9 protein-coding genes are annotated in these 12,470 nt (G+C 66.8%); 4 read left to right on the top strand and 5 right to left on the bottom strand.

Annotation, left to right across the window (positions count from 1 at the left end; translation table 11 throughout):
• Positions 1–106 precede the first annotated feature (106 nt).
• The 4 genes from BLU09_RS38780 to BLU09_RS17665 all read right to left on the bottom strand — a co-directional run bounded on the left by BLU09_RS38780 (position 107) and on the right by BLU09_RS17665 (position 3,460).
• Entirely contained in the window at positions 107–259 is a 153-nt protein-coding gene (locus BLU09_RS38780; protein ID WP_167371106.1) for a hypothetical protein, read from the bottom strand.
• A 61-nt stretch (positions 260–320) separates the two neighbouring features.
• Positions 321–1,649 (bottom strand): JmjC domain-containing protein, encoded by a 1,329-nt coding sequence (locus tag BLU09_RS17675; RefSeq protein ID WP_090490713.1) that lies wholly within the window; start codon positions 1,647–1,649, stop codon positions 321–323.
• A 3-nt stretch (positions 1,650–1,652) separates the two neighbouring features.
• Complete coding sequence (locus BLU09_RS17670) at positions 1,653–2,897, bottom strand: hypothetical protein (RefSeq protein ID WP_244171811.1); 1,245 nt, start codon at positions 2,895–2,897, stop codon at positions 1,653–1,655.
• An 11-nt stretch (positions 2,898–2,908) separates the two neighbouring features.
• Positions 2,909–3,460, bottom strand: a complete 552-nt coding sequence (locus BLU09_RS17665) for a DUF6624 domain-containing protein (protein ID WP_244171810.1) — start codon at positions 3,458–3,460, stop codon at positions 2,909–2,911.
• A 414-nt stretch (positions 3,461–3,874) separates the two neighbouring features.
• Between BLU09_RS17665 and BLU09_RS17660 the strand changes: the two genes are divergently transcribed.
• From BLU09_RS17660 to BLU09_RS17645, 4 genes are all read left to right on the top strand, one after another.
• Positions 3,875–5,260 carry a hypothetical protein gene (locus BLU09_RS17660; RefSeq protein ID WP_244171809.1) on the top strand — a complete coding sequence of 462 codons (1,386 nt, stop codon included), beginning with the start codon at positions 3,875–3,877 and terminating at the stop codon, positions 5,258–5,260.
• The gene (locus BLU09_RS17655; protein ID WP_244171808.1) at positions 5,257–7,452 is read left to right on the top strand and encodes a phospholipase D family protein; all 2,196 of its coding nucleotides are present in this window, start codon (positions 5,257–5,259) and stop codon (positions 7,450–7,452) included. Before BLU09_RS17660 ends, BLU09_RS17655 begins: the two co-directional genes overlap by 4 nt.
• Positions 7,439–10,369: a helicase-related protein gene (locus BLU09_RS17650; protein ID WP_244171807.1), complete on the top strand. Its 2,931-nt coding sequence runs from the start codon at positions 7,439–7,441 to the stop codon at positions 10,367–10,369. Before BLU09_RS17655 ends, BLU09_RS17650 begins: the two co-directional genes overlap by 14 nt.
• A 169-nt stretch (positions 10,370–10,538) precedes the next feature.
• Entirely contained in the window at positions 10,539–11,237 is a 699-nt protein-coding gene (locus tag BLU09_RS17645) for a LysM peptidoglycan-binding domain-containing protein (RefSeq protein ID WP_090490707.1), read from the top strand.
• A gap of 121 nt (positions 11,238–11,358) precedes the next feature.
• On the opposite strand, the gene BLU09_RS17640 is transcribed toward BLU09_RS17645, so the two are convergent.
• Positions 11,359–12,273 (bottom strand): serine protease, encoded by a 915-nt coding sequence (locus BLU09_RS17640; protein WP_244171806.1) that lies wholly within the window; start codon positions 12,271–12,273, stop codon positions 11,359–11,361.
• Between the last annotated feature and the right edge of the window lie 197 nt (positions 12,274–12,470).

The following is a 12,470-nucleotide window of genomic DNA, read 5'->3' as shown; positions in this document are numbered from 1 at the left end:
GTGAGGGGGGCTGCATGCTCCAGAATGCCTTACATCGGTTCTGCGAGGCACACTGCGCAGGTTGGGAAGCGGGCCGCTGGGACGAATGCCCAGCGGCCCGAGGCCATCAGTAGGGGGAGCAGTAGATGCGAATGCAGGTTCCGGCCATGGCCTTCGTGGCAGCGGGAACCGTGGCCTTCTCCATGACGTTCATCAGCTTCACGAGCTTCTGCTTGGCCTGCTTGGACGACCGGGGGGCCTTCGCCTTCGTCTTCGTCATGACACTCCTCCGTCGACGGATGTGGACTGCTGGCCAAGCCTGGGCGCTGACGGCACACGCGTCAAGTGCTGAGAGTGATTGCGTGAAAGGCGTGAAGTTTTTTCAGGAGGCTGCGCATTCCTTCATGCGTCGCGGCAATGATTTCTGAGTCATTCCTCGCAGTGCGTTGTGTCCGAAACGGGCTCAGCAATTCTTCAACGCTTACATCCGCGCCGGAGTTCAGCGTTCGGAAGAATATTTCAACGGCGCGTCCGCCACCCACGCCGCGCAAGGCATGTCCATTGGCGGAACAAATCCACCGTGTGGGGCCGTCACGTTCGAAGAGGACGGGGAAGCTTGGGTCCACCCGCACGTGGTGTGAGTCACGCAACGGCCTTTCACGGGTGGGCGGCGGCACGGGCTCGAAGCCTCCCGAGGTCAACCGCTTGAGCCAGGTGGCTTGGATGTGCCGTCGCGCCTCTTTCGGGTGGCTGACGTCGCGAAACGCGCGCACGGCTTCGGTGAGCGCCCGGGGCAGCTCCGTGGCCAGTACGCCGCTCTTCGTCAGGGCTCCGCGAGCCAGGGGCGATGCCGACACCCGCGAGAGCCGCGTCTGCTTCCACTCCTGGTCGGCGAGCGACGTCTCGTCGAGCATCCCGCGCAGCAGGTCGTCCACGGAATAGATGGCGCGGTGTTCGGTGATGGGGATGCCGACATTCACGCTGCTGGCCACGCCTGAGTCGGCGCTCTCGCCCACGTGGTAGTACGTGGAAGGCCAGTAGAGGATGTCGCCGGGTTCGACCTCCGCGACGAAGGAAGACGCCAGGTAGGGCTGGTAGTCCAGGATGGTGGAGACGTCCTCGCGCCACGGCCGCTTGCGCCAAAAGCGCATCCGCTTGCGTCCGCGCAACGCGAACAGGAACGTGGTGAAGCGGTCCAGGTGGACCCCCACGGGGCTGTGTTCGTACGTCCCATGGAACAGCGTGGTGATGGCGCCCGTCACGGGCATGCCCACGCGCTGCCACAGGCCGGAGAAGAAGGCTCGCTGCCGTGACCAGAGCCGGAAGCCGGAGGCGTGCAGGGTGGCGATGATGAGGGCGTACCGGCGCTCGCCCAGCTGTGAGGCGATGCGGGCGTCATACCCGTCCAGGGAACCGTCGGACGCGCGGGGCAGCCACTCCCGGGAGCGGAGCTTCCGCAGGCGGTCCACCGTGAAAGTGACGTCTGGCCGTGACGTCGGCGCGTAGCTGCGGGACAGGTAGCGCTGGGTGGCGCCGGCCGACGCGTCGAAGACGTCGCCGACGGTGAAGGGCGAGGCCTGCGTTCCCTTGAAGAGCACGGGGCGCTGGTTCCAGTAGCGCCTGACGAAGGTGTCCCAGTCGAAGCGGGTCGCGATTTCCAAGGCGGGCATTCGTCAGGCCTCCGCTCCGGTGATGACGTGAATCCCGCGCAGCCGGAGGAGCGCCGCCAGCGTGGCGCGAATGGCCTCTCGCTGCGGACCGGGGCGCGCCAGTTTGCACAGCTCACCGACGCAAGGCGGCGCTTCCGAGGACAGTGCGTTGATGAGCCGCTGTCCCACGGCCTCGTTGGGGCCAGGAAAGGCATGTCCGTTGACGGCCCAGATCCACAGCCCCGAAGGGTCCTTCATCCGGATGATGTCCACGGTCGGCGTCTTCCGCACCCGGTCGAGGTCTGACAGGGGTGGGGCCTGGTCCGGCGGCGGCACGGGCTCGAGCGCGCAAGCGCTGACCCTCCGGGCCCAGATGAGGCGCAGGACCTGCTGGACGTCTTCTTCTCGCGTCAGCGCGTGGAGCGTATCCGCGGTCTGCTCGACGGATGGAATGGTGGCCTGCGCGCCCTTGCGCGGCCGGCGCCAGGGGTAGGGGTGGTAGGGCACGCGCTCATCGTGCGCCTGCCGCGCTTCGAGGAGCCCCACGAGCACGTCCTTGACCGCGTCCGTGGGCCGGCTCCCCTTGACGGGAATCCACACCCGGACGGCCATGCAGTCCCCCTGGGCTTCTTCGAGCTGCCAGTAGCGAGAGGGGCTGTAGAGCAGCTCACCGGGACCGGCTTCCAGGGTGGTGGCCTTGTCCAGGTGGCGGTCGAAGTCCTCGGTTTCGTTGGGGGGCGAGCCCCAGAGTTTCTTCCAGAGCCGGACGCGCAGCCGGCCCTGGAGCACCAGCGTCACCAGCGAATGGTGGGGCCGCTTCGCGATGCCGTAGGGGCCTCGTGAGAAGCGGCCCAGCAACAGGTCGGTGGCCATGGGCAGCACCGGAACGCCCACGCGCTCCAGGAGCCCCCTGAGGAAGTCTCTCAAGGTGCTCCAGAGGGCGAAGTCGAACATGAACGGTTGTTCGACGTGGAGCTGGAAGGACGCGCCGTCCAGGTGCTTGGAGGCGCGGCGCGAGAACGACTCCAGGGACGCGTCGTCTTCTCCCGGGAGGAGCGTTCCCGGGGCGGCGAGCCTGGCGGCCTCCACGAAGAAGCGCGCGTCGGGAAGGGCGCGGAAGCGCGTCCCGTGGCGGAAGGGGGCACAGGCGGAGATCGCGGCCTGGAAGACCTGGTCGACGGGGAGGATGGGGCCGGGCAGTGCCAGGCGCGCGGGCGTCTTCTCCCAGTGTTGCTTCACGAAAGGCTGCCAATCAAAGGCGTGGTGCATGGCGGCTCCCGTCACGAAGGTTGGAATGTGCGGCGAATCTTCCGCGCATAGGCGGCGAGCGACGGCAGGTTCATCGCCTTCCTGCGCAAGTCGACATCGGCTTCCTTCTCGATGGGGTAGGGGACGAGCGCTCCCTTCACCTTGCGGAACTTCGTTCCATAAAGCTGCTTCTTCCCTTCCCGCATGCGCACCACGTCCGTGAGGTAGGCCACCTGCTGGATGGGAACGTCGCCTCGTGCCGCCGCGTCCCGCAGCAACTTCAGGCAGCGTTTCTGGAAGGCCAGCGAGCAGTCGGCATGTTGAATCAGCCGCCACGCGGCCGCTGCTGCGCTGCGGCCCACGAGGCGATGCCCCGGCCAGCCGTGGACCTTGATCGTCTCGCGCAGCCAGTCGATACCCGCGTCGGTGAGTGCATTGAGCTTGCGTTCAAGTGCACGGTCCTTGAATTCCGTCGCCACCCACGCAGAACGCAAGGTGCTGTCGATGCGGTCCAGCCGTAGCAGTTGCGTGCGGAGGTCTCGATTGACGGTGGGGCGGGGTGCGGCGCTCGACGTCCGGGCCACTCGCGGAGCCTTTTGGGACGGGTGTCCTTCACGGCGTCGTGAGTCCTGCAGTCGTTCAACGAGGCTCATGGCCGTCTACGATAGCAGACAGTCGCGACCACTCCGTCGAAGGACTGCAAGGCAATGCCGTGCGTCATGACCCCAGAATGCCTGATGCCAGACGGACGCATGGCTATCGTTGGCGTGCTCCACTTCGACCGGGGTGGGCTCCAGCAGGTACTCCCGCGGATTATCGCCCACGCCCAGTCGCCGCCAGCCCTGGTCTGCTCGAAGGTGGCGTGGTCACGCAGGAACGCGAAGTTGGGGTGCGTGACATTGGATGGATGAGGTCCCCAATGACACACTGGCCATACTCCCCGGGGGGTAGGTCCCCTGTCTTTCCAGCACGGCGCCGAGATGCGAGCCTGCGCGTGCATGCCCACGCTCACGCCGTTGAAGAGTCCCGCCGATGCCCTCTGCTGGGTGGCGCCGCCCGCGGAGAATCCCGAGCTGACCTCCGAAGACCCGCTCGCGCTCGACTATGTCGCGCAGCAGGTGGGGCTCTGGGGGTTGCCCACGCTGACGACGCGCTCCAGCAGGGCCCAGGCCTACGCGATGGTGCTCTATGGATTGCAGCTCGTGGAACTGGCCATCGAGCACCATTCCTACCCCGCGACGGACGAGGTTCGGCGAGAGCTCTTCGAGCGCTGGGAGCGCTTCTGGGCCCTGGCCACGCTGGAGTTCCGTGAGGGCCAGCTTCCTCGGGGTGATTGGGATTCCATGCGGGGCGTGCGAGGTGCGCGAAATGCGTGGCGCTCAGGTGCGTCGAGCCTGCCGCTCGACTTCCAGCTCATCTCCCGTCAGCAGGAGCTGGGAAACCTGGGTGCCTACCTGGCACCGCTGCGGCGCTCCGGGCTCGTCATCGAGGGTTCCCTGCGGCCGGGCCCGGGCGCGCTGGCGCTCATCGACGCATTCTGGGACGAGCCCTCGGAGAACAAACACCGGGGACGATATGAGGAGTACGCGCTGCTGGCGCTGGACAGGAAGTCGACGAGCATCGCGCGGGTTCACGGGCGGTTGACGTTGGCTCAGGTGGGGCGGTTCAGCCGTCTGACCTCCCTGGTCGAGCGCGGACGCACCGCCCAGCAGCACCGCTTGTTCGAGGCCCTCTTCGTGCACGCACGGGACCCGCACTCGTTCGCGATGAGCCAGTTGGTCGAGTCGGCCGCGAAGGCCGGGGTCTCTGCTCCGCGAGACATCCTCGACGCGGCGCTGGCGGGCCGGCTGGGACGGCTCTCGGATGAGCTGCTGGCGCTCCTGCTGACGGCGCGCCGCTTCGGTGAGGTGATGCAGGGACTCGTTGGGGCCTTCGACCGGGTCTATTCCTGTCTGGATGGCGCCGGTTGGGTCGCTCCCCGCGAGCGCATCGGGCGCGAGGCCCTCGATGCGGAGACGCTGGGGGCGCTGAAGGGTGCATGCTCGGCGTTGCTGTCCTCGCCGAAGGTCGGCGCGATCCGGCGTCTGCCCATGCATGGCGCCGCCTTTCTTCGCTTGGTCGAGGCGCTGGTGGATGCGGATTCACTCGCGGCGCTCGACCTGTTGCTGCTCTATCACGCCAATGTGCAGCGCGAGCGGCGACGCGGCGAAGGCTGGATTCGCAATGAGGCCGGCAAGCTCGTGCTCATCGTCACGTCCTACACAGCGCGTCCGGAGTCGGCGCGCTTCCCCTCGTTCAAGCTGGATGTGGTCCGCACGTTGCTGACGGACCTGGGACGGCTGCCCATGAGCCGGGAGCTGGATGTTCTGGAAGGTGCCGCATGATGATCGAATCCCGGAGGCTCATCGAGCAGGTCCTCGTCTCCGAGCAACCCTGCCTGGGAGCCGTCTTTTGCTCCTATACATTCGACCCCTCCTATTTCGAGGACCGCATCCTGCGCGCATTGCTGCGTCTGCAGGGGGACCCGGAGGAGGAGGCTGTCCGCTACCATGAGGAGGCCCGCGCGGCGCTCCGCGAGACGCCGGTGGCTTGCTTCGTCGACGCCCGTGTCCGCCGGGGAGGCCGTCGCCTGCCGTATGACCTCCAGCTCATCCGGGAGCGGACGTTCCACCCGAAGGTCATCCTGGTGCTGTACGACGGCGAGGCGCGCGTCGCCGTGGGCTCGGGCAATGCCACCAGGCCGGGCCACGAGCAGAACGCCGAACTCTTCTTCACGCGCACGTTGCGCTACGACGTCCCCGCCGACGCGGCGTTCCTACGGAACGTAGACAGGTTCCTCAGAAGCTGCGCGGCGCTCGCGACCCACCCGGGCACCCAGTTGACGCTGGTCCGCTCCGCGCTCGCGGCAAGAATCTCCGGCACGCCGTTTCCCAGCGGCCACGCGCCGACGGATGCGCTCTTCGTGGACACCTTCAGCGCGTCCATGCTCGATCATCTGAAAGAGGCGCTCCCCGAGGACGCGCGAGTCACTCGCGTGGGCATCCTGTCCCCGTTCTTCGAACTGGATGACCTCGACATCGCGAATGACACGACGGGGCTCGCGTCGGTGCTCTCCGAGTTGCTCGCGCTTCGACCCGGGAGTCCGCCGCCGTTGGACCTCGGCGTGCCGTGGGAGGACGCACCACTCGCCCCTCCCTCTGGCGGGGGAACGCCCGTGCTCGCGGAGGGCGAAGGGCGGCTGTGGGCCTCGCGTTATCGCGAATCGGTCGACGGCGAGGACATCGAGCGCCTGGAGTACTTTGGGGTCAACCGCGTCACAGCGAAGCGTGTCGAGCTCCAGCTCGGCTCCGGGCGGCCTGGGCGGTATGAGCGAGAGGCATTCGAGCATGAAATCGCGGAGGGACGGATGTGGCCCGTGGAGCCGCCGACGGTCCATGCGCCGAGGCGAATCCTCGAGCGCATCGTCCGCGATCACGAGGTCCAGCTCTGGCTCCATCCAACGGCGACGCTGACACCTGCCGGGCGCGCGAGCCGGCGCCCGCTGCATGCCAAGCTCTTCCTGCTGACGGTGACGAGCGCTGGCAGGACGCTGACCTATGCGCTCGTCGGGTCCGCCAACGCCTCCGCCGCCGCGCTTTCGCGTGGGGTGGAGCAGGGGGGGAACGTCGAGACGGGCGTCCTGCTCTGCCTGGACGGAGAGGTGCGCTTGTCGGAAATGCTGCCCTCGCTGGTGTGCGCGCCCTTCGAGTCGGTGCGCTTCGAGGAGCGGGAGGCGCCCGGGGCCGACGTCGACTTCTCGGCGTGGCTCGAGGACGTCGTCCATGATGCGGCCGATCGGACATTGACCGTCACTTGGAGTCAGCAGGGGCCAGCGGGGCTGGAGGCCTGGTCCTGGTGGTACCTGGACAGGGAGCTGGCGAAGGGCGTGGGACCGGGCTCGGGTCCGGTGGTGCTCTCCGACTTCGAGTTGGCCGCGGCGGGAGCCGAGTTGGAGTTCCGCGCGGCGGGACGGTCGTGGCTCGTTCCCATCCGCGTCGCGGACCTCGCGATGCTGCCCACGAGTGCCCATCTTGCGGGCCTGGGAGTCCGGGAGTTGCTGGCGCTGTTGGCGCGGCGTGTGGGCGCGGAGCGGTTGTCGACCCTTCGCGAGCAGCGAGGCGTGGCGGGGGTCGACGCCATCCTGGACTCCGTATTTGGCGAGGGCTTTGGCCCCACGGACGTCTTCAAGGCCTGGTGGGGACTGAAGGAGGATCTGCTCGCCGCATCGACGGTCTCCGCGTTTCGTTATCGGTTGTTGGGGCCGATGGGGGCCCGGACGCTCTGGGAGCGGCTGCGCGACTTGCCTCGGGATTCCGTGTCCGATGACGAAATCTGGGTCTACGGCTGCGAGCTGCTTCGCGAACTGGAGCAGCTCGTGTTGCCCGAGAGCGCGGATCTGGAGGCGAAGCAGGCGCTGCTCGCGGAGCTGCGGACCCTGCTGCGCGCGGACTTGACGCGGCTGCGACCGCGAGGGGCCGGGTGGCTGGACGGTGTCGTTCGTTTCTACGGGCTGGAGGGCACCCATGGAAAGACGTGAGCGGAATTGGTTGCGGAGCTTCCTGCACCTGAATGCACGGGCCGATTCGACGGTGCCCCTGCGTGACATCGAGCGACAGGAGAACACTGTCCTCCGCGCGCTGGAGCTGTTCGATGACCAGCCAGGAGTCGTGCTGGCGGATGAAGTCGGAATGGGGAAGACGTATGAGGCGCTCGGCGTCCTTGCGGCCCGGTTGCATGTGCTGCCGGACGCCCGGGCGCTGATTCTCACCCCGGGGCCCGACCTCAATACGAAGTGGTCCAAGGAGCTGCGTGCCTTCTGTGACACCAGCCACCCCATGTACCGGGGCTTCGCGGGGCAGTCCAAGGCCGCGAGCACCCTGGCTGAGCTGGTCGTGGCCGCCCGCGAGACGCGAATCGCCATCGCGCCCGTGAACATCTTCGCGGGAAGTCGCTCCCTGGCGGATCAGGCCTGGCTGCTTTCGTTGTGGGCGGATGCACAGGGGCTCGCCGGCAATCAGGTGGCGGCCATCTTTCGTCGCTACCGGGAGGGCGCGGTGGCGCGCGTGGACGTCGAGCAGCAGGCGTTCCTTGATACCTTCGAGTGGTCGGTCATCAGGCCCCATGTCCGAGAGGCATTGAGAAGACACAAACAGCGCGCGGGAGAGGGCTCACTCGATGCGCTCTGGAAAAGCGAGGAGTACGACGGCTTCGCGAACCAGCGGTGGGTCGATGATGCGCTGATGGACCTGCGCTTCCGCCTGGTCGGGCAGCTCATCCCCGACTTCGACCTGCTCATCGTTGACGAGGCCCATAAGCTGAAGAACGTGGACTCGGTGCGGGCCACCGGGGTGCGCACTGTTTTCGAGGGGCGCTTCGACAAGGCGCTGTTCCTCACGGCCACGCCTTTTCAGCTCTCTGTCGACGAGCTGAAGCAGGTGCTCTCGCTCTTCGCCCTGGCCCGGTCCGCGCCCGATGACCTGATGGAGCAGGCCCAGCGATTGTTGGATGACGTGGGGGACTACAAGCAGGCCTACAACGAGCTTGAGCGCGTCTGGTCACAAGCGGACGAGGCCGTCATCTCGGACTTCGGCGCGTTGTTTTCCAGGGACCCCCAGCTCATGGAGGAGCCGGCAGATGCGTCCCTGCGGGCGGTGGTCCTGTGCGCGCGCCGGTTGCTGTCCCTGAAGGCGGAGCGCATCGAGCCGGGCTTCCGGCGGTGGATGATTCGGAGCCTCCGGGAGGACAAGCGTGTCTACCGCAGGAGCCACCGCTCCCGGCTGCGCGCCCAGGGGGGAGAGGGCGTTCCCTTCATGCTTTACGAGCGGTTCATCGCGGAGCTCTTCCGGGAGAAGAGCCGCACGCATAAGGCAGCGGTTCAGATCAACATGGTCTCCTCCTACGGGGCCGCGCGCGAGGGGGCGCTGCTCTCCAGTGAGCGGCAGGCCCTGCCCGACGGCGACGCCGAGGCCTACCGCGGGCTCTTGCGGAGCGTGGTGGGGGAGCTGCGCGTGGAGCAGGGGGGCCACCCGAAGGTGGACCACGTCGTGCGGGACGCGCTGGAGGCTGTCGCCCGCGACGAGAAGACGCTCATCTTCTGCGCCCGCATCGAGACGCTCCGTGAGCTGAAGCGGAGAATCGAGGCGGAGTGGGAGAATCTCTTGCTGGAGCGATGGAGGAAGGTGTTTCCGGCCGCGAGCCACGGCGACATCTTCGAGCACGAGCTGGACGGCAAGCGGGTGGATGGACATCACTCTCGCTTGCGTGATCGGTTCGGCCGCGCTCAGGATGCGCTCTACCTCGCGCTGCGAGAGCGGTATACCGGTACGCTGTTGGAGAGCGTCGTGGTGGAAGGGGCCCACCTTGAACGCGTCATCGAGCGGGCGAACGGCCTCCTGCGCCAGCAACGCGTTTCGAAGACGCAAGCGGAGAGGATGGACTGGTCCCTGGTCAAACGCTGTGTCGAGCAGGCCGTGGCCCTCTTCGTGCGAGACGGAGTATTGGCGGGGGATGTCGACCCGGAGGTGTTGAGGCGCCTGACGGACGCGCGCTTCGTGGCGCTCGGCTTCGACCTCGTCGCCGACGATGTCGAGGACTCCGCCGAGGGGGACAGGACGCCTTCCTGGTCGATTGACGCAGGGGCCGCGGCCCTCGTGCTTCGCCGCGAGCATCTCTGGTCCTACCTCAAGGCGCCCCTGCTCGAGGTACCTCCCGAGCTGCGGATCCGCACCGTCGAGCGGCTCGCCAGCTACCTCGTCGCTCGCAATGTCCCCTTCCTTCCGGAGCTGCTGACATTCGCGAAGGAGCAGGGCGTTGACGTGGAGGCGGTGGAGTCCCGGGCGCTGTTGTCGGTGGTGGACCGCTTCTGGACCACGCCTCGGGGACGGCCCTGGTTCGAGTTGTTGAAGCGCTTCCTGTCCTATGCGGGGAAGCTCGACGAGGAGCGGCGGCGCGAAGTGCTCGATGATGCGGTTCGCGCGGGTGCGCTCGTCCGCCACACCGTGGAGGGCGAGAGCCGGGAGCGGCTCCGCGAGGCCTTCAACACGCCACTGTACCCGATGGTCCTCGTGGCCAATGAGGTCATGCAGGAGGGGCTGGACCTGCATCATCACTGCCGTCGGGTGGTTCATCACGACCTGGCGTGGAACCCCGCGCAGCTCGAGCAGCGCGTGGGCCGCGTCGACCGGCTGGGCTCGCTCGTCCAGCGGCTTCGCGCGCGACAGCCGGACACCACCCTGGACGTTCAACTTCCGTTGATTGCCAACACCATCGACGAGCGCCTGGAGCGAACGGTTCGGCTGCGGGAGCGCTGGCTGGAGTTCCTCCTGGGGGCGGCGCCCCGCATCGAGGAGTACGGCTTGGCGGATGACCCCCTGAAGCCTCTGCCAGATGCCTTCGCGCAGGCGCTCCGCGTGGAGCTGGGGCCAGTGGCGAAGGCGCGGCTGCCAGACGGGTGATGCTCAATTCGGCACGGAGGTGGCATCGCAATCGAGCGCCTCCAGGTTCCTGGTTTTATTCGGGTTTTCTCGATTTACAGTCCCTCGTTTCCCTGCGGATTCCAAGATTTTGGGAAACCGGACGCAACTCCGGGAGGGCCGAGACGACAATGGGATCCAGGAGACCTGAATGTCCACGTCCATCAATTCGAGCCGCAGGGGAGCACCTTCCTCCTACCTGATTTGCAAGGGGGACACCCTCTCTGAGCTCGCCGCTCGCTTCAAGACGTCGGTGAAGGAGTTGGCGCGCATCAACAATATCGCCAATCCAGACCTCATCTACGCGGGGGCCACGCTGCGCCTCCCCGGGAGCGCTGGCGGCCGCCCCACGGGCCACAGCGGCAAGGATTCCTTCGACTCGGGCAAGAGCGGTCCGCGGGGCTCCGGCGGTGCGTCGGGCGGCGGAGAGGTCAGCGGGAGCGGCGGTGTGGCCCCGGGCCAGGCGACCTCCGCGATGCGCAGGCTCGCCGAAGCGGGCCGCCAGGCCGCGCTGGGCATGGGCGGGTACAACAGCCAGGGGCTGTGCGCCACGGGTGTGAGCCGGGCCATCCAGAACGCCTTCGGCTTCAAGGTCTGGGGCAACGGCAACCAGATTGACAACAACCTGCCGCGCGACAAGTTCAAGCAGGTCAACATGTCGCTCGAGCAGGCGCTGAAGATTCCGGGCCTCGTCCTCACCTGGGAGAGCACCTCCAGTCGACTGGGCAGCATCTACGGCCACACGGCCATCACCACCGGCGACGGCCACTCGTCCGCCAGCGACTTCATCGAGCGCAACACGACCAACAGCGGCCGCACCGGGTTCAAGGTCTTCATGCCCATCATCTAGTTCCGCCGCACGGTGGAACCTGCCGTCTCATCGCCTCCGGGGCATTCGACCGGAGGCGATGTCGTGTCCGGGATTCAAGCTCACGGGGGACCGGCGCCTGTCGGAGCCCCTTACGCGCCCCCTACCTGACGCTGCTGTAGGTCCTGATCTGCGTGTTGATCCACGGGATGTAGTTGGAGACCCGCGTATAGATGCCGGGTTTCCCCTCCCTCGCGCAGCCCTCGGCGAAGCTCACGATTCCCTGGATCACGTACCCGTGGGGCCCCGGTACGATGAGAGGTCCTCCGCTGTCCCCCTGGCATGCGTCCTTGCCTCCTACCTCGTACCCGGCCCCGAACATCGCCTGCCTGTTGATGGTGATTTCATGGGAGCCGTAGCTGTATCTCTTGGCCACGTATTCGTGATTGAGGATGGGGACCCCCACCTGCAGCAAGATGGGGGACGTATTCTCTGCCTCCTCTGTCCGGCCCCAGCCCGCGACGGTCGCCATTGTGTTGTCTGGAACAAGATCCCCGCTGGGAGGGAGGCAAACAGGTGAGCGTTTGCCTCCAGATGCGTACTGCGGGGCCGTATTGGGGCGCACGGTGGATGACTGACCGCAGGCACCCGCAACGGCCTGATCGAACTTGATGGAGCGTTCGAGCTTGAGAACGGCGATGTCGTTCATCGTCGTGTCCGGATTGAATTGCGGGTGAAGGACCGCCCTCACCACCCGGACTGTGGCTTGTGCTGCGGTGGGACTGCGCAGGTCATGAGCCCCTGCGGCCGCGGTGACGCCGGACCTACCGCGGTAGAAACAATGGGCCGCGGTGAGAACGATATCGCTCTCTTCCTTGGCGCTGACCCGCACGAGGGCGCCACCACAGAAGTGGCTGGTGCCCTGCTGCAAGCTGACAATCCAGGGGAAGGAGTGAGGCCGAGCCTCGAATCCTCCCACAATCTCCTGGTCCATCTGGCTGATCGTATCGACCGGGTCTCGCTCCATCTCCGGACCACCGCACCCCAGCAGACCGACCGCGACGACCACTCCACTCATGAATCGCAATGCAACCTCCCGTTTCAAGTGCGGAGGCCGTCAGCAATCCACATGCCGGTTTGCTTCCCAATCGAATCACGTCCTTGTCCGCGCAACAGCAGGCTCGGCTCGTGTCATGACGCGTCAAGTGGAGGCGCTTGACGCGTCAGTCGCACCTTCCGGTCAAGTCCCTCATCTTGTGTCGGTGGTTCGGAGGG

This window comes from Myxococcus virescens, from assembly GCF_900101905.1.
Classification (GTDB): domain Bacteria; phylum Myxococcota; class Myxococcia; order Myxococcales; family Myxococcaceae; genus Myxococcus; species Myxococcus virescens.
Note: the sequence above shows the minus strand (reverse complement) of the source record. Positions and strands in the feature narration are given on the sequence as shown.

What these genes read in the sequence shown, in the direction of transcription:
- BLU09_RS38780 (WP_167371106.1), bottom strand. Translation starts at nt 259, where the DNA reads ATGACGAAGACGAAGGCGAAGGCCCCCCGGTCGTCCAAGCAGGCCAAG.
- BLU09_RS17670 (WP_244171811.1), bottom strand. Translation starts at nt 2,897, where the DNA reads ATGCACCACGCCTTTGATTGGCAGCCTTTCGTGAAGCAACACTGGGAG.
- BLU09_RS17655 (WP_244171808.1), top strand. Translation starts at nt 5,257, where the DNA reads ATGATGATCGAATCCCGGAGGCTCATCGAGCAGGTCCTCGTCTCCGAG.
- BLU09_RS17645 (WP_090490707.1), top strand. Translation starts at nt 10,539, where the DNA reads ATGTCCACGTCCATCAATTCGAGCCGCAGGGGAGCACCTTCCTCCTAC.
- BLU09_RS17675 (WP_090490713.1), bottom strand. Translation starts at nt 1,649, where the DNA reads ATGCCCGCCTTGGAAATCGCGACCCGCTTCGACTGGGACACCTTCGTC.
- BLU09_RS17660 (WP_244171809.1), top strand. Translation starts at nt 3,875, where the DNA reads ATGCCCACGCTCACGCCGTTGAAGAGTCCCGCCGATGCCCTCTGCTGG.
- BLU09_RS17650 (WP_244171807.1), top strand. Translation starts at nt 7,439, where the DNA reads ATGGAAAGACGTGAGCGGAATTGGTTGCGGAGCTTCCTGCACCTGAAT.
- BLU09_RS17640 (WP_244171806.1), bottom strand. Translation starts at nt 12,273, where the DNA reads ATGAGTGGAGTGGTCGTCGCGGTCGGTCTGCTGGGGTGCGGTGGTCCG.